This is a genomic window from Sporosarcina sp. E16_8 (assembly GCF_017347095.1).
Taxonomy (GTDB): domain Bacteria; phylum Bacillota; class Bacilli; order Bacillales_A; family Planococcaceae; genus Sporosarcina.
On the sequence record NZ_JADPRZ010000001.1, the window covers coordinates 1 to 16,035 of the forward strand.

A 16,035-nucleotide genomic window follows, 5' to 3' on the forward strand; every position below is an offset into this window, starting at 1 on the left:
GCAATTGCACTATATACGTTCGCGAATTGAGCACCTGCAATCTCCAAATAAGCTGTGTGAATTCCCCCTTCACGAATAGCTTGAAAATCAGTGGCATGTTTACCATGCCAAGTCGTGGCTGAAAGTTCTGGTTCCAAACATTTGTGTTCATTCATAGTGAATTGCTGCTGTTTTTCGCTTAGTGAGGATTGACACGCATTAAGACGTGCAACCTCCCCTTCCTTCTTACTCAATAATGCATAGTAATAGCCAAGCAATCCTCATTCCCCCTGCCTTTTTTATTTACCTCACATTTACCCCACAATGACTTACCGGTTACTTACACCAGAAACTTTGATGAATTCCGATAAAAGGTTGTGAAGATTTTTATATTCATTTTTCGCTGCAACGATTTATGGAACATCATCAAATCTATGAGCTATCGAGGAATAACTATCCGTAATTTCCTCACACTAATTCTCCTTTATATTATTAATCGCGAATAATATGGAAATCAGTCATTGATACTATAAATAGCATCCCAACCTCCACGTTGTCAAATATATCCAAAACGACATGTGGTTCCCTTAGTACTATTATCCCTGTGTCTACTATCACTTATGATTATTTCATGTTTTATTACACCTACTTCTCACCTTAAATCTATGAATTCGCGACTATTATAATAGAAAATTCCGAATAAAAGTCCGACTTCATGACTTTTGATTCATCTTAGGTAGAATCAAAAAATAATAGTACATGCGGGAATCTATAACATACCTTTTTTGAAACAGAACATTACAAGGAACCTTTTTATAGTAAAGAACGTATTATCAATACAGAAGACGGAATATTAAACAATTTTCCCAGGTTAGTTGAACAGGATTTTAAGAAAAGGGTGGAATGAAAATGAATATTAATTTATGGTCCTTTATTCTTTCTTTATGTTGTATCCTTCTATTCTTCATAGTATCATTTGCAAAATTCCCAAGTTTTCTTACACAAATCATAGGGGCCCATCCTTTAGATATTGTTTTAGGCATAACGTTGATAGCGTTTTTTCTTGGAGTTATCGGCTTAAAGGATGTAAGGGAATGGAAAGCAATGGCTAGAAGTATATTTACCATAATTTTCTCAACAGGCTTGTTGGTGTTATTAGTTTACATTATCCTTATTGGCAGATTGCTTAGTTAATCTTCTTTAACTAATCCGCTTTAGTTAATGAAAAGCTATATGGAGCCTATTCTGAGCAGAATCACACTGATTAAAAATGTACACCGTAGTAGATGCCTTCATTATTCAACTCACCCGGATAATCATCAAGTACTAAAAGGTTTTAAAGTTTTATTAAAAAAAGAGGTTTATCTTAATTCAGCGCGGGTATAGTTAGATTACAAGGCGGAACTACCGGAGGATGAACTTAGTAGACGAGTAACCTACAAATGATTCTGACGATGAACTGCACAGCCTTGGCGGAAAATTTGCTTTGCTGGCGATAGGTACACTTTTTTAAGAACCGTGCAATAAGGTTCCAATCTCTATGTGTTAACCAAGCAGTAAGCATTATGTTTTTTGTGGAAGTGCAACTTGAAGACTGAGCTCAAAAGAGCGGATCGCGTACCAACCATCTTGCGACTGCATGGCCGAAATGGCTAATTGAGTCAGCCCTATCAAACTGCATTGACGAGCGTTACATTATTATTCGTCAGGAAGAACAGTTTGTGTAATTGAAAAAACCATCAAATTTTCCGAGTGCAACCCGTTTTTATCGGGTAATTGAAAAAGCATGACCCTCTTAGTTTGAGGGTCATGCTTTTTCTTTGTGTATACAGGTAGTGTGACCCACCGCGCAAAACAGACTAAGTAGAGACGCGGCGGGTACCATCTATAAAATGTTTTGAATTATCGAACCCGGCGTAGGCACCTTACAGGGATAGGCGAAGCTACCTAGCTTAAGGCGAAAAGCATCCCCTAAGCGCCGGAGCATTATTCAATGGAATCATTCAATATATGTCCCTCATTTCTCCTTCATTTTTTGGTATATGTCTAAGTTAGCACCCAAGACATTGATTTTATCTTCTCCGAGCACACCTAACACGCGGCTCTCGGTGTTTGCTAGGACAATTTCATTCACTTCATCTACAGACAATCCACTTGATTGTGCTACGCGTTTCACTTGAATGTACGCAGCCTCAATGCTGATATGCGGATCAAGACCCGATCCCGAGGCGGTCATCAAGTCAGCTGGAATCTGCGCACGCTTTACACCCGGATTAGCATCTAAAAACTTCACAATATCCGCTTCAATTCGTTTTTTCAGTTCAGGATTGGACGGTGCATAGTTGAATGTCCCCGAACTGACACCGCCGTATGTTGTTTCGCCATTCACATCCGGTACGGTATCTTCTTTCGAATAGACATTGTAATTCACCGCAGATACGCGTCCTGAGAAATACATAGGGTCAGTGAATGCCTGCCCCAAATTTTTAGATCCGACAATCTTACCATCCGCTTCGATTAAACTGCCGTTTGCCTGGTGATTGAATAATGCTTGAGCTACCCCAGTGACTGCAAATGGGTAGATTAAGCCACATATAACGAGTAACGAAAACGTAACCAGCAGTGCTTGTTTGGTGTATTCGAAAAACCCTCTCATAGTACTCTTCCTCCTATAGACCCATCATAGTTAAAATAGGCCCTGTCATTAAATCGAGCAATTTTATCCCTATAAAGGGCGCTATGACACCACCAAGCCCGAAATGTAGCAAGTTTCTCTTTAATAATTTCTCTGTGCTCATCGGTTTATAGTGAACACCTTTTAGTGCAATTGGTATTAGTAACGGGATGATGATCGCGTTAAATAGTAACGCTGAAATGATCGCACTCGTCGGCGAGTTCAACTGCATGACGTTCAGTGCGCTCATTTCGGGGACTGCCACCATTAGCATCGCCGGAATGATTGCGAAATATTTCGCCACGTCGTTTGCGATACTAAATGTCGTTAAGGCACCCCTTGTCATCAATAATTGCTTTCCAATTTCTACAACTTCAATGATTTTCGTTGGGTTCGAGTCCAAGTCGACCATATTCGCGGCTTCCTTCGCCGCGTTTGTCCCGGAGTTCATTGCCAATCCGACATTTGCCTGAGCAAGTGCAGGTGCATCATTCGTACCGTCCCCAGTCATCGCTACAATTTTCCCTAATGCCTGCTCTGCTTTGATTAAATTAATTTTATCTTCTGGTTTGCTTTCAGCGACAAAGCTGTCCACGCCTGCTTCTTTTGCGATTGTGGCCGCTGTAAGCGGATTGTCACCTGTACACATAATCGTTTTAATGCCCATTGCACGTAACTGTTCGAATCGTTCTTTTAAGCCAGATTTCACGACATCCTTTAAATAAATGACGCCAAGTATTTTATCATCTTCCGTCACGACTAACGGTGTACCGCCAAGTGATGATACTCGATTCACAAGCCCCTCCAAGTCTTTTGGGATAACTTGACCGGCAGCGATACTTCTATTTTTCATCGAATCATACGCGCCTTTACGAATTTCCGGGCCATTTTTCATATCCAACCCACTCATGCGTGTCTGAGCTGTAAATGAAATATGTTTACTCGTCTCGGTAATCGTTTTTTCATCGGCATCATTGACGTTTAATGTACGCGCAAGTGATAAAATCGATTTCCCTTCAGGCGTGTCGTCTGTTAATGAACTTAACCATGCAGCACGTATTAGTGTTTCACTAGCAACGCCTTGTACCGGCGAAAATTCTGATGCCTGACGGTTCCCATAGGTGATGGTTCCGGTTTTATCCAAAATCAATGTATCGACATCTCCACACGCTTCAACAGCTTTTCCTGACATGGCGATAACGTTGAACTGTGTAACGCGGTCCATACCGGCAATACCAATTGCTGACAACAATCCACCAATTGTCGTTGGGATCAAACAGACGATCAACGCAATTAGCGTCGCTATCGGAATATCAACATGTAGATAGGTAGTCATTGGATATAGCGTCACGACCACTAGTAAAAAAATAATCGTTAAACTGACTAATAAGGTGTTTAATGCAATTTCATTCGGTGTTCTTTTACGGCTCGCTCCTTCAATAAGCGCAATCATTTTGTCGAGGAATGATTCGCCTGGTAGAGAAGTAATTTCGATTTTCAACCAATCACTTGTCACAGTAGTACCGCCTGTAACCGATGAAAAGTCACCACCGCGCTCTTTCACTACAGGGGCCGATTCACCGGTAATTGCCGATTCATCGACGGTTGCAATCCCTTCAATCACTTCGCCGTCGTTCGGGATGATTTCACCAGCCCGAACTAACACAATATCGCCCTTTTTAAGTTCTTCGGCCTGTTTCATGACCAGCGTGCCGTCAGCAAGCAACATGCGTGCCTCTGTGCTAGTTTTTGTTTTCTTAAGTGTTTGCACTTGAGCTTTACCACGACCTTCCGCTATGGCTTCGGCAAAGTTCGCGAATAGAATTGTGACGAGTAATATCGAAGCGACTATCGCATTATAGAGACGCGCATGTCGATCTCCGCCATCGTCCAACATATTCGGGAAAAAAGTTAACACGAGTACAAATATGAACCCAATTTCAACTACGAACATCACAGGGTTTTTTATCATAAAGACTGGATTTAATTTCTTAAAGGCTCCTATTATAGAGCTTTTTAGTATATCACGCGTTATAAAACTTTTTTTTGATGCAGTTTCCATTGTTGTCTCTCCTCGTCAAGAACGTATTTGTAAGTGTTCTGTTATTGGACCGAGTGCTAAAGCGGGTAAGAATGTCAATGCACCAATCATCAGCACGACTGCGACAAGCATGAATGTGAACATTGCGTTGTCTGTTTTCAATGTCCCCACCGTTTCACTGTGCCATAATTTAGTAGCAAGTAGTGATGCAATGGTCAGTTGGATAATAATCGCTAAATAGCGGCCAAAGAACATCGCAAGACCCGTCGTCACATTCCAATATGTCGAATTATCGGCTAACCCTTCAAAACCGGAACCATTATTCGCCGAGGAAGAGGCATATTCATACAGAACTTGCGATAAGCCATGCGCACCCGGATTTGTGATACCCGCAATTCCAGCGACGGTCGTTACAGCAATTGCTGAGAACACCAAAATGATTGCCGGGTGGATTAAAATACAAAGTGCGATTAATTTCATTTCTTTTTCTTCAATTTTCTTGCCTAAAAACTGCGGTGTGCGTCCGATCATCAAACAGGCAATGAAAATAGTCAGTAAGACATACATCATCATGTTCATCAAACCGACTCCCTTGCCGCCGAAGACAACATTTAGCATCATGTTAAACATCGCCACCATACCACCAAGCGGCGTTAAGGTATCATGCATATTATTGACGGTTCCGGTCGTGAAGGCCGTCGTCACAACTGTGAATAAAGCGGATTGCGCAACACCAAAGCGCATCTCCTTCCCTTCCATACTGCCAAGATCCTGCGTGATGCCGAGCGTGTCTATAATCGGATTGCCCGCACGTTCAGCCATGTAACACGTGACCAAGCCGATGAGGAACAGAATACCCATTCCTGCAAAAATGACCATTCCTTGTTTACCGAATAGTACTTTCTTACGCCGTGATGCGACCATTAAGCCGAATGCCACAACACATGCGCCAGGCAACAGCATCATGGATAGTATTTCAACAATGTTTGAAATCACAGTTGGATTTTCAAACGGAGTTGTTGAGTTGGCGCCGTAATAACCGCCTCCGTTCGTACCGACGTGTTTGATTGACTCGAGCGAGGCGACAGGCCCAAGCGCAATATCCTGCATTTTGCCTTCTATTGTCTGTGCAGTTTCGTTCGCGTTAAAAGTTTGCGGCGTTCCCTGGACGACTAAAATCATCGCTACAATAAAAGAAATCGGCAGCAATATACGTGTTGTCACGCGTACAATGTCCACAAAGAAATTGCCGAGTGTATCTGTTTTCGCCACTAAACGACGACAAAATGCCATGCAGGCCGCATAACCGGTCGCCGCAGATGTAAACATCATGAACGTGATGACAAGCATCTGGGCCAAGTAACTTAACCCTGACTCACCGCTGTAATGCTGCAGATTCGTATTGGTTATAAAAGAAACAATCGTATTGAATGACAACGTCGCTTCCATATTACCAATATCATTCGGGTTGAAAGATAATACCGACTGAATGCGCAAAATAACGTAGCCAATGAATACCATAATGGCATTTGAAAGAATGAGCGCCAGCACATATTGCTTACCCGTCATATCAACCCGCTTAACGCCCGAAAATTTGAAGATGATAGTGTCTATTCGGTCCATTACCGGATCAAGCCATGTCTTTTTCTGCATCGTCACGTGATACAAATAATGACCTATACCAATGACAAGCGGTAAATATACTAGTAGTACTAAGGCGATTTGCCACATTTCCGTTACCCCCTATTGGCTTCTTACTATTTTTCTGGATAAAGCAATGCATGACCTAAATAAACAAACAACGCACTCACAATGCCTATTTCTATCCACATAAAAATTCCTCCCTAGTTGTTGACTTGCTTGTAACACCAGACCGTCAAGCCATAAAGACTAGCAAAACTTATGACTAGTAAACCAACCATATAAACATCCATCACATCTATCACCCTTTCCATCTATTGGTTATTCCCATCATAATTGTTTTCAAATTAACGTAGTGTTAGAGAAATACGAATTGTATGAAGGCAGTATTAAGATATCAATCTTAATACTGCCTTAATGGTAGTTGGCGCTATAATAAAAGAGAGGTGAAGACTAATGGAAGACTTACGTCCGAGTCCGGAAGCCATTTTAGCGAAGATTAAACAACAGGAAATAGAGGTAGGGCTAGGCAAGCTAAAACTATTTCTCGGATATGCAGCAGGAGTTGGTAAAACATATGCCATGCTTGACGCCGCTCACAGAGCAAAAAAGCTCGGTATGGATGTGGTCATCGGTTATGTCGAACCACATGCCCGACCAGAAACAGCAGCCTTACTTAATGGGCTTGAAATAATACCACCAAAAAAAATAGCTTATAAAAGAAAGACCTTTGAAGAACTTGATATCGACGCGGTACTTGAACGAAAGCCCGCGATTGTGTTGATTGATGAGCTGGCACATACAAATGTACCGACGATGCGCCATTTAAAGCGATTTGGCGATGTTGAGGAATTGCTAGCGAAAGGAATCCATGTCTATTCGACCGTCAATATTCAGCATATTGAAAGTCTCCACGATTTGGTTGAAGAGATTACTGGTGTGAACGTACGCGAGCGCATTCCGGATTATTTGATCGACAATGCATCGCAAATCAAGCTTGTCGATATTGAACCGGATGATTTAATTCAACGTTTACTAGAAGGTAAAATATATAGACCGGCACAGATTGAAAACGCAATGGACCATTTTTTCCGCAAGCCGAATCTGGTGGCGCTCCGAGAAATCGCGCTACGTCGCACAGCAGACACGATTTATTTTCAAAAAGTGCATGAGAGCGATTCGCGGTGCAACAACGCCCAGGTGGAAGATCATGTATTGGTCGGTATCAGTAGTTCGCCGACGAACGCAAAAGTTATACGTTCGGCAGCGCGATTGGCACACGCTCTACATGGTAAATTCACGGCACTTTATGTACAAAAAGAGGACATGACTAATGGCGACGAAGTGCATTCCGAACGGCTGCAACAGCATATTAAACTGACAGAGCAGCTCGGCGGCCATGTAGTGACTGTGCAGGAGGACGATGTGGCTGCGGCCCTTGCCAATTATGCAAGGATGAGCGGTGTGACAAGTCTCGTTATTGGGAGATCCGCGGTGACAAAGCAGTGGTGGCGGCCAAATCCCAAAATCGCAGACCGTATTAATGACTACGTGCCGAATTTGACGATGCATATTGTAGCTGATCAACAAAACGAACCGATTCGCTTCCCCCGTGTAAGACCATACTTAACGTTTAATTGGAATGACTTGTTGAAAATGTCAGCCGTGTTTGGCTTTGCATCCGCAATCGGGCTGTTTTTTTCAACGGTCGGCGTAAGTGAAGCGAATATCATCACCATTTATATTTTAGGCGTGTTGGTACTTGCCATGTGGTCAACTGGCTGGGTGGTAAGCATGATCAGTTCCCTAGTGGCGGTACTGTTGTTCAACTTTCTATTCACTGAACCACGTTTTACGTTCGAAGCGTATCACCGAGACTACGCGATGACGTTTTTAATCATGTTTGTTTCCGGGTTCATCACAAGTAGTCTGACGCGGAAAGTGAAGGCGCAGGCAATTGGAGCGGTTCGTAAGTCATATCGAACGGAAGTATTACTTGAAACGAATCGGAAATTGCAGCATGCGAAGTCTCTTGAGGAAATCATCACTGAGGGCATGTCCCAAATTGTCAAACTAGTCGAAAAGCCCGTTGATTTTTTTGAAATCGCGAATGAACTAATTGTGCGTTCAGTATTTTTCCCGTCAAATGCCCTGATTAATTCGGAAAACAAAGAGCTCGAAGCACTGTTTGACAATGCGAACGAGCGTGGCGTGGTAACATGGGTTGCAAATAATAAGCATGTGGCAGGCGTGTCAACAGATACCTTCCCTGAAGCGAACGGGTACTATTTACCAGTCATCTCGGGCGGCAATGTGAAGGGTGTTATTGGTATCGCACTGACGAAAGAAGCACCATTGCCGGCGTTTGAACGAAATATTTTGCACGCCATCATGAACGATTTTTCATTTGCGCTTGATAAATGGTATTTACAGAAATCGAATGAGGAAGTCACGCGAGAAGCAGAGCTTGAGCAGATGAGAGCAAATCTTTTGCGTGCAATTTCACATGATTTAAGGACGCCGCTGACAAGCATTTCAGGGAATGCTGATATTTTGTTGACGAGCTCGGAACAACTTAACGACACACAGAAACTCCAGCTTTACCGCGATATTTACAGCAACTCGAAATGGCTTGTGCAAATGGTGGAAAATCTGCTCGCTGTATCAAGGCTGGATGATGGGCAACTTGCGATTGAAATGCAACCAGAAATTGTGGAAGATATTATGCAGGAAGCACTATTACATGTGGTGCGCAATGACAATACGCATAGAATTTCTTGCCATGTCGAGCCGGAGTTGTTATTCGCAGTGATGGATGCACGGCTCATTATTCAAGTGATTATTAATATTATCGACAATGCGCTGACATACACACCGGCTGGCAGTGAGATTAGCCTTACTGCGCAGGAAACGGGTAGTTACGTGCATATCCGCATCACGGATAACGGTCCTGGCATTGATGATAAGCTAAAAGCCCGACTTTTCGAGCCGTTTACGACGGGCAAAATTCACCGCAGTGACAGCCGACGGGGTCTTGGACTCGGCTTAGCATTGTGCCAGACGATCTTAAACGTACATGGTAGCGAACTGACAGTGGCAGACAATGAGCCATCAGGCACCATTTTTAGTTTTATGCTTAAAAAGGGAGATATCAGCATCGATGAATAATCGAATTTTAGTAGTTGAAGATGATGTGGCTATCGCAAACTTGATCAAAATGACATTGACAATGCAGAATTATGACTATGAAATTGCATCAGACGGTAAAACCGCGTTGCAAAGAGTTCTATCGATGCAACCTGCTGTCATTATTCTAGATCTTGGCCTACCGGATATGGATGGCATTGACGTTATCCATAAAGTACGCAGCTGGTCGCAAACTCCGATTATCGTTGTGAGTGCACGCGGCGAGGATACTGATAAAATAAACGCACTCGATGCCGGAGCCGATGATTACGTAACGAAACCGTTCAGCGTCGATGAGCTACTGGCACGTATTCGCGTAGCGTTTAGGCGAATTTCGAGCGATCGCAATTTGGAAAAGGAGCAACCCGTGTTCGAGAACGGCGATTTACGAATCGATTATTTAGCGAATACAGTGTTTGTGCGTGGCCAGGAAATACATTTGACACCGATTGAATATAAGTTATTGGTCGTGCTATCCAAACATGTCGGCAAAGTACTGACGCATAATTTTCTATTGAAGGAAGTATGGGAGCAAGTGTCGCAATCCGACGTGCCAAGCCTGCGTGTATTTATGGCGACGTTACGCAAGAAAATTGAAGTGTCCCCCGCGGATCCAAAGTATATCCAGACACATGTGCGCGTTGGCTATCGGATGTTGCGGTACTAATCCTAATAAGTATTTATATTTTTCCAGTTTGTAGTTGTGATTTTTCACATTTTGGAAACACTACTGCTTGAAGGAGGAGATAAAATGGCTAGCAAGAATAGAATTTTAGTTCCAGGTGCACGTAAAGGATTAGATCGCCTTAAAGCTGATGTCATGAAAGCACAAGGATACAACGTAAATGCTGATAATCCCAATAACGTGAAATATGAAATTGCGAATGAACTAGGTATTCCACTGTCGAAAGGCTATAACGGAAAACTAACGTCGGAACAGGCGGGGAAAATTGGCGGCCCAATCGGTGGTAATATGGTGAAAGAAATGGTGAGAATGGCTCAACAACAAATGGCGAAGAAATGAAAATAACGCTTGTCCCGCAACTTGTGGGGCAGCGTTTTTTATTTGTTGGACGATTTGCCGTGTTGGTTGGATACTTTCGTACAATGGTTGGACACTTTCGTACAATGGTTGGACACTTTCGTACAATGGTTGGACACTCCACTGCGTTGGTTGGACACTTTCGTACAATGGTTGGACACTTCGGGAAAAGTGCACTTAGAAAAGCACCAGCTAAGTTGCAGCCGGTGCTAAGTTTTAAAACTTCGATCCAGTTTCGCCGAACTCTTTGAGAAGTTCCCCAAAACTTTTGTTTTTCTCACGTTCTTTGCGTTCAAGGCGAAGTTGCTCTTGACGTTCTTCTTCTTTCGACTCTTCAACAGCTGACAATGCCTTTTTTGCCGCCTTCAATTTCTCAAGAATATCATCGTCAAGTGCATCTGAATATACAGATCCTTCGTTGTCTCTTTTTTTCGGCTGTGGTACAGACTGTTTACGTTTTTTCGCCATTTATTTCACCTACTTTCGTTCATGGTCGTGTAACAATGGTTGCGACCCCTTGTCCCCCACCGATGCACAGCGTAGCAAGTCCGGATTTCACATCACGACGTTTCATTTCGTGAAGAAGCGTCACTAGGATGCGTGCCCCGCTAGCCCCGATTGGATGGCCAAGTGCAATTGCGCCGCCGTTGACGTTAAGTTTTGATGCGTCAAATTCCAGTTCTTTTCCGACCGCGATAGACTGTGCTGCAAATGCTTCGTTCGCTTCAATCAAATCGATTTCCGATAGTTGCATATTTGCTTTAGTCAGTGCCTTTTTAACCGCTTCCACAGGTCCTAGACCCATAACGGAAGGATCCACGCCTGCATTACCATTTGCTACGATTGTTGCGAGTGGCGTTAAGCCTAGCTCGTCAGCTTTTTCTTTCGACATGATGACAAATGCTGCCGCACCGTCGTTAATGCCCGAAGCATTCCCTGCAGTTACACTGCCATCTTTTTTGAATGCCGGTCGAAGTTTACCGAGCTTTTCTGCAGTTGTTCCGACTTTGACGTATTCGTCTTGATCGAAAATAATAGGGTCACCTTTACGCTGCGGGATTTCAATCGCAACGATTTCTTCTTTGAAAGTTCCGGCTTCAATTGCTGCCGCTGCTTTTTCCTGCGATGTAGCAGAAAATGTATCTTGCTCTTCACGTGTAATTGAATAACGATCACAGAGATTTTCTGCCGTGATGCCCATATGGTAATCATTGAATGCACACCATAGTCCATCTGAAATCATACTGTCGATAATTTTTTGGTCCCCCATTTTAAAGCCTTCTCGGCCATCTTTCATTATGTAAGGGGCTTGGCTCATATTTTCCATACCGCCTGCAACTATAATATCCGCATCTCCTGCAATAATTGCTTGACGTGCAAGATGCACAGCTTTTAATCCAGAACCGCATACTTTGTTAATTGTCAGAGCAGGAACGGTTTCAGGTAGTCCCGCTTTCATTGCCGCTTGTCGTGCCGGATTTTGACCTAATCCCGCTTGTAGGACATTCCCCATGATCACTTCGTCAACGCTCTCTGGTGCCACACCTGCACGTTTTAATGCCTCTTTGATAACTGTCGCCCCAAGATCTGTTGCCGGTATATCTTTCAATGAACCAAGGAACGATCCGATAGCAGAACGAACCGCACTGATAATTACGACTTCTTTCGACATTTCTTTTCCCCCATTCCCTTATTTAAGTTGCCTGTATATGCATCCCTTCATTACAATATACTAGAGGAGGGATGATATGTTCATTTTACCAAACAACGTCACAATAATCGAGGTTGGTCCACGCGATGGGCTTCAAAACGAAAAGAAACATGTCAATGAAAATGATAAGCTAGCATTTATTGAGGCTTTACAAGGGGCAGGCATTCAAGAAATGGAGCTTACTTCGTTTGTATCACCGAAATGGGTGCCGCAAATGGCGGATGCAAAAACGATTGTAGAAAAGTCAAAAAAGGTCGGCAGGCAATTCGTCCTTGCACCGAATGACAAAGGTGCCGAGCTTGCAATTGAAGCTGGTGCGACCAGTATTGCCGTGTTCGTTGGGGTGAGCAATACATTTAACAAAAAAAACATTAACCGAACAACCGCTGAAAGCATCGATGCGCTTCAGCCCGTCTTTGCGAAATTAAAAATAAATGACGTTTTTATACGGGCTTGTATTTCAACTGCGTTTTATTGTCCGTATGAAGGGAAGATAGAGATAGAGGATGTCGTCGCACTTTGTAAACGATTTGTCGCCATGGGTGCGAACGAACTTAGTGTCGCGGATACGATTGGGAAGGCGAATCCCCGTGAAAGTTATGAGTTGTTCAAGACGTTGAAAGAGGAATTTCCAGACGTACTGTTGACAGCTCATTTCCACGATACGCAAAAAATGGCTATCGCAAATATTTTTGCTGCGCTTCAAGCAGGTATCAACCGGTTTGATACCTCTGCAGGCGGCCTCGGCGGCTGTCCGTTCGCACCTGGCGCAACAGGTAATGTCGCGACAGAAGATGTTGTCAACATGCTCGATAAGCTTGGCATTGATACCGGTGTTGATGTGAAAAAAGTTTGTCAAGCAGTCCAAGTGATTGCGCCGCATGTGTCACGGCCAATTGATACAGGTATGTATAGATTGTTCGAAAACAATCAACCGTAAAAGGAGTTGAGTGGTTTGAAACGGCGCGTTCTTTATATAACCGGTGTGATTTCTAGCATTGTTACAGCGTTACTGAGCATTTTCGGATTTCTCGCAACGAATAGACTGATGTTTTTGAAGTTGAAGGATTCCAACTTTATTTTAGAACGCGAAATTATTTCGAAACGGTTTGACGAACATTGGTATGAAAAGGTGCGCAAAGATGATATGTGGATTGAGTCACCAAATGGTTATTTATTGAAAGCTGTATTTCTGAAACCACTTGAAACCGCAAAAACTGTGATTATCTGCCACGGAGTAACGGAAAATAAAATAAATTCGATGAAATATGCCCGTCTTTTTGAACGACTTGGATTTAATTCTGTCATCTATGATCATCGACGACATGGTGATTCAGGAGGAAAGACGACGAGTTTTGGTTATTATGAAAAGATTGACTTACAAGTGATTGTCCGTGCCGTACGGGAACGGATCGGAAAACGAGCTTTGCTCGGTATCCACGGCGAATCCATGGGTGCCGCAACAACGATATTATATGCGGGAACATTTAAGGATGAAGCAAATTTTCATATTGTCGATTGCCCGTTTTCGGATTTCTCCGAGCAGATTCTTCATATTCTACGGAAAAATACGCCTATTCGGTCATCGATGGCTCTACGTATTGCCAACGTCTTTCTCAAAATGCGCGATGGCTATACCCTAAACCTTGTCTCTCCGCGGGAAGTCGTCAGAAACATCACTAAACCGGTTCTTTTCATCCATAGTTTGGAAGACGATTTCATCCTTCCTTATATGACAGTGGAATTGTACGAAGCAAAGCTAGGCGACAAAATGTTGATTCTTTTTAATAAAGGTGCCCACGCAAAGTCGTTCAATGATAATCCGGTTCAATACGAAAAAACAGTACAGGAATTTTTGGGCAGATTCGGATTTAGAGATTGAAGAAAAACGCCCGCTATGAACGATTGAACTGCACCCCGAATTTCGGACACTTTGAAAAAAGATCCGAGATTTGGGGTTTTTGTTTAACTTTTTTTGCGTGACCAAACGTAAATACCTTGCTACTGATCATAAATGCCCCGCTATCAATTTTATCCTATGCGAACCGATCATTAACTATCCACAGCCAATCATATCTTATGCCAACCGAGCATTAACGGCACACGACCGATCATATACCATACCAACCGAGCATTAACGACACACGACCAATCATATCCCACGCCAACCAAGCATTAACTACTCACGACCAATCATATCCCACGCCGACCGAGGATTAACGACACACGACCAACATATACCACGCCAACCGAGCATAAACTACACTCGACCAATCATATACCATACCAATCGAGCATTAACTACTCACGACCAACATATACCACGCCAACCGAACATAAACTACTCACGACCGATCATATCCCACGCGGACCGAGCATAAACTACACACGACCGATCATATCCCCGAGCGTTAACTTATCCTCAGTAGGAAATCAATATATTCCTAGACAACAAAAAACCATCTTTCCTGTCAAGCGTTCAACAGATAAAATGGCTTATTAAGTGATCGGTAGAAAGTTTAAGTAATCCGAGTAAATTTCAGGTGAAAGATTAACCTATGTATAAAAATTTGCAGGCTTTCCTTTTCACTAATCCTTTACAACCCAATTAATAACGGGTATTATGTAATTACTTTTTAACCTTTTTTGTCACTTACTTTGTTCATTTGGTTCATCATTTGATTGATTTTTTTCTGTGAGGGTTTTTGTCCCATTTGCATCATCATACGTAACATCTGATTTAATGGGTTTTCATCAATTTTAAAAGTCACTAATTCTATTAAGAAAAATATAGCATAGTTTTAAAGCTTTGTCTACTAAGATAAGGTATCAAAAAGCCCTCATTTTTGGAGGCAATTATCTCCTATAAGCAAACCTTTTCCTCTTATCCCCAATCCAGAATTACTAATGTAACACATTCAAGTATGCCTTGTCGGTTATCTGTGTTCTTCGTAGTATACTGAATGCCAAGATGTTATTCTCTCTTAATTGTTCAGCCCTTCCCATTCATCTCGAGTTCGAATGGTACTATGGCTTCTGCTGACTTCTGATTGTTCAGCTACCCATCACTGAGTAGGTTACCATGTTGTACTTGGCTTATCAATCAGACATCCCCAGGTAAGAACGTAGTCTTTCCCTCCACCTTATATTCTTCTATATAATAGCCGTATATGTAATACCTTTTTCTTCTTTTTAGTTGCATCTTTCTTGGATGAACCTCTTACCCAAGCTTCACGACTCTTTCTACTTTTCAGTGTACCAAGTTTCACATCATGCTTTTCAGCCAATGCAGCAAGTTTTTATAGTTTCCCATCCCACTCTGATTTTACTCCAGTTCATTTACATGGCACTTACCTCCAATAATAAGTATGTATAAGAGCTTCGGGAGTCTACATTTTCCGTCTTCTCATAAAAGAGATTATGGTGTAAATTGATATTAAGTAAACAAGGTGGTGAAAATAATGATTAATAGCTGTGTAGTCGAAAAAGTTGACGGCGAATGGAGGATCACGTCAGGCTTCCCGATTGCCGGAAGGATTTCTCAAGAGTCCTTCTCGTCTGAGGAAGAGGGTCTTAAGGCGCTAAAAGAAGGAAACTATAGTTTTTAATAATCACCGCACGGTTTATTGCCGCGTACTTATTTCATTTAGTTCTAATTTCATCACATTTAGCACATCATCGTCCACCTCCGTTATTTTTATGCATAGAAAAAAGCGCAGCAACTGGCGCTCCATTTAGAATATTTATCCAATTGATATTTT

Annotated in this window: 16 protein-coding genes; 8 read left to right on the forward strand and 8 right to left on the reverse strand. The window is 42.5% G+C overall.

Annotated elements, in window-relative coordinates:
• Positions 1-257, reverse strand: a 257-nt coding sequence (locus I2484_RS00005) for a DUF5082 domain-containing protein (RefSeq protein ID WP_207148988.1), incomplete at its 3' end; no start/stop codon positions are given.
• A 631-nt stretch (positions 258-888) separates the two neighbouring features.
• Between I2484_RS00005 and I2484_RS00010 the strand changes: the two genes are divergently transcribed.
• Complete coding sequence (locus I2484_RS00010) at positions 889-1,173, forward strand: hypothetical protein (protein ID WP_207148989.1); 285 nt, start codon at positions 889-891, stop codon at positions 1,171-1,173.
• 823 nt (positions 1,174-1,996) lie between these two features.
• On the opposite strand, the gene kdpC is transcribed toward I2484_RS00010, so the two are convergent.
• From kdpC to I2484_RS21910, 4 genes are read right to left on the reverse strand one after another with little or no spacing between them, the layout of a single operon-like run.
• Entirely contained in the window at positions 1,997-2,635 is a 639-nt protein-coding gene (kdpC, locus tag I2484_RS00015) for a potassium-transporting ATPase subunit KdpC (protein WP_207148990.1), read from the reverse strand.
• A gap of 13 nt (positions 2,636-2,648) precedes the next feature.
• On the reverse strand, positions 2,649-4,715 hold the full coding sequence (gene kdpB, locus I2484_RS00020) for a potassium-transporting ATPase subunit KdpB (RefSeq protein ID WP_207148991.1): 2,067 nt from the start codon (positions 4,713-4,715) through the stop codon (positions 2,649-2,651).
• Positions 4,716-4,730: 15 nt separating this feature from the next.
• On the reverse strand, positions 4,731-6,425 hold the full coding sequence (gene kdpA, locus I2484_RS00025; RefSeq protein ID WP_207148992.1) for a potassium-transporting ATPase subunit KdpA: 1,695 nt from the start codon (positions 6,423-6,425) through the stop codon (positions 4,731-4,733).
• Between the two features lie 26 nt (positions 6,426-6,451).
• Positions 6,452-6,526: a potassium-transporting ATPase subunit F gene (locus I2484_RS21910; RefSeq protein WP_207149288.1), complete on the reverse strand. Its 75-nt coding sequence runs from the start codon at positions 6,524-6,526 to the stop codon at positions 6,452-6,454.
• Positions 6,527-6,791: 265 nt separating this feature from the next.
• On the opposite strand from I2484_RS21910, the gene I2484_RS00035 reads away from it, so the two are divergent.
• From I2484_RS00035 to I2484_RS00050, 4 genes are all read left to right on the forward strand, one after another.
• Positions 6,792-9,503 carry a sensor histidine kinase gene (locus I2484_RS00035; RefSeq protein ID WP_207148993.1) on the forward strand — a complete coding sequence of 904 codons (2,712 nt, stop codon included), beginning with the start codon at positions 6,792-6,794 and terminating at the stop codon, positions 9,501-9,503.
• Complete coding sequence (locus I2484_RS00040) at positions 9,496-10,188, forward strand: response regulator transcription factor (protein ID WP_207148994.1); 693 nt, start codon at positions 9,496-9,498, stop codon at positions 10,186-10,188. Before I2484_RS00035 ends, I2484_RS00040 begins: the two co-directional genes overlap by 8 nt.
• 84 nt (positions 10,189-10,272) lie before the next feature.
• Positions 10,273-10,545 (forward strand): alpha/beta-type small acid-soluble spore protein, encoded by a 273-nt coding sequence (locus tag I2484_RS00045; protein ID WP_207148995.1) that lies wholly within the window; start codon positions 10,273-10,275, stop codon positions 10,543-10,545.
• A complete protein-coding gene (locus tag I2484_RS00050; RefSeq protein ID WP_207148996.1) occupies positions 10,542-10,814 on the forward strand; it encodes a hypothetical protein in 273 nt (90 codons plus the stop codon). Before I2484_RS00045 ends, I2484_RS00050 begins: the two co-directional genes overlap by 4 nt.
• Here I2484_RS00050 and I2484_RS00055 read toward each other — a convergent pair.
• Positions 10,780-11,031 (reverse strand): YqkE family protein, encoded by a 252-nt coding sequence (locus I2484_RS00055; protein ID WP_207148997.1) that lies wholly within the window; start codon positions 11,029-11,031, stop codon positions 10,780-10,782. The two genes, I2484_RS00050 and I2484_RS00055, sit on opposite strands and share 35 nt — an antisense overlap.
• A 19-nt stretch (positions 11,032-11,050) precedes the next feature.
• On the reverse strand, positions 11,051-12,235 hold the full coding sequence (locus tag I2484_RS00060; RefSeq protein WP_207148998.1) for an acetyl-CoA C-acetyltransferase: 1,185 nt from the start codon (positions 12,233-12,235) through the stop codon (positions 11,051-11,053).
• A gap of 76 nt (positions 12,236-12,311) precedes the next feature.
• Here I2484_RS00060 and I2484_RS00065 point away from each other — a divergent pair, with 76 nt between their 5' ends.
• Together I2484_RS00065 and I2484_RS00070 are read left to right on the forward strand one after the other, a co-directional pair.
• The gene (locus tag I2484_RS00065; RefSeq protein WP_207148999.1) at positions 12,312-13,214 is read left to right on the forward strand and encodes a hydroxymethylglutaryl-CoA lyase; all 903 of its coding nucleotides are present in this window, start codon (positions 12,312-12,314) and stop codon (positions 13,212-13,214) included.
• 15 nt (positions 13,215-13,229) lie between these two features.
• Positions 13,230-14,156, forward strand: coding sequence for an alpha/beta hydrolase (locus tag I2484_RS00070; protein WP_207149000.1), 927 nt, complete (start codon positions 13,230-13,232; stop codon positions 14,154-14,156).
• A 754-nt stretch (positions 14,157-14,910) separates the two neighbouring features.
• On the opposite strand, the gene I2484_RS00075 is transcribed toward I2484_RS00070, so the two are convergent.
• Positions 14,911-15,066 (reverse strand): YneF family protein, encoded by a 156-nt coding sequence (locus I2484_RS00075; protein WP_481886365.1) that lies wholly within the window; start codon positions 15,064-15,066, stop codon positions 14,911-14,913.
• Between the two features lie 669 nt (positions 15,067-15,735).
• On the opposite strand from I2484_RS00075, the gene I2484_RS00080 reads away from it, so the two are divergent.
• A complete protein-coding gene (locus I2484_RS00080; RefSeq protein WP_207149001.1) occupies positions 15,736-15,882 on the forward strand; it encodes a hypothetical protein in 147 nt (48 codons plus the stop codon).
• Positions 15,883-16,035 lie beyond the last annotated feature (153 nt).

Coding starts and splice junctions, on each gene's coding strand:
- I2484_RS00055 (WP_207148997.1), bottom strand. CDS start 11,031: ATGGCGAAAAAACGTAAACAGTCTGTACCACAGCCGAAAAAAAGAGAC.
- I2484_RS00035 (WP_207148993.1), top strand. CDS start 6,792: ATGGAAGACTTACGTCCGAGTCCGGAAGCCATTTTAGCGAAGATTAAA.
- I2484_RS00045 (WP_207148995.1), top strand. CDS start 10,273: ATGGCTAGCAAGAATAGAATTTTAGTTCCAGGTGCACGTAAAGGATTA.
- kdpB (WP_207148991.1), bottom strand. CDS start 4,715: ATGGAAACTGCATCAAAAAAAAGTTTTATAACGCGTGATATACTAAAA.
- I2484_RS00010 (WP_207148989.1), top strand. CDS start 889: ATGAATATTAATTTATGGTCCTTTATTCTTTCTTTATGTTGTATCCTT.
- I2484_RS00060 (WP_207148998.1), bottom strand. CDS start 12,235: ATGTCGAAAGAAGTCGTAATTATCAGTGCGGTTCGTTCTGCTATCGGA.
- I2484_RS00065 (WP_207148999.1), top strand. CDS start 12,312: ATGTTCATTTTACCAAACAACGTCACAATAATCGAGGTTGGTCCACGC.
- I2484_RS00050 (WP_207148996.1), top strand. CDS start 10,542: ATGAAAATAACGCTTGTCCCGCAACTTGTGGGGCAGCGTTTTTTATTT.
- kdpA (WP_207148992.1), bottom strand. CDS start 6,425: ATGTGGCAAATCGCCTTAGTACTACTAGTATATTTACCGCTTGTCATT.
- I2484_RS00040 (WP_207148994.1), top strand. CDS start 9,496: ATGAATAATCGAATTTTAGTAGTTGAAGATGATGTGGCTATCGCAAAC.
- I2484_RS00080 (WP_207149001.1), top strand. CDS start 15,736: ATGATTAATAGCTGTGTAGTCGAAAAAGTTGACGGCGAATGGAGGATC.
- kdpC (WP_207148990.1), bottom strand. CDS start 2,635: ATGAGAGGGTTTTTCGAATACACCAAACAAGCACTGCTGGTTACGTTT.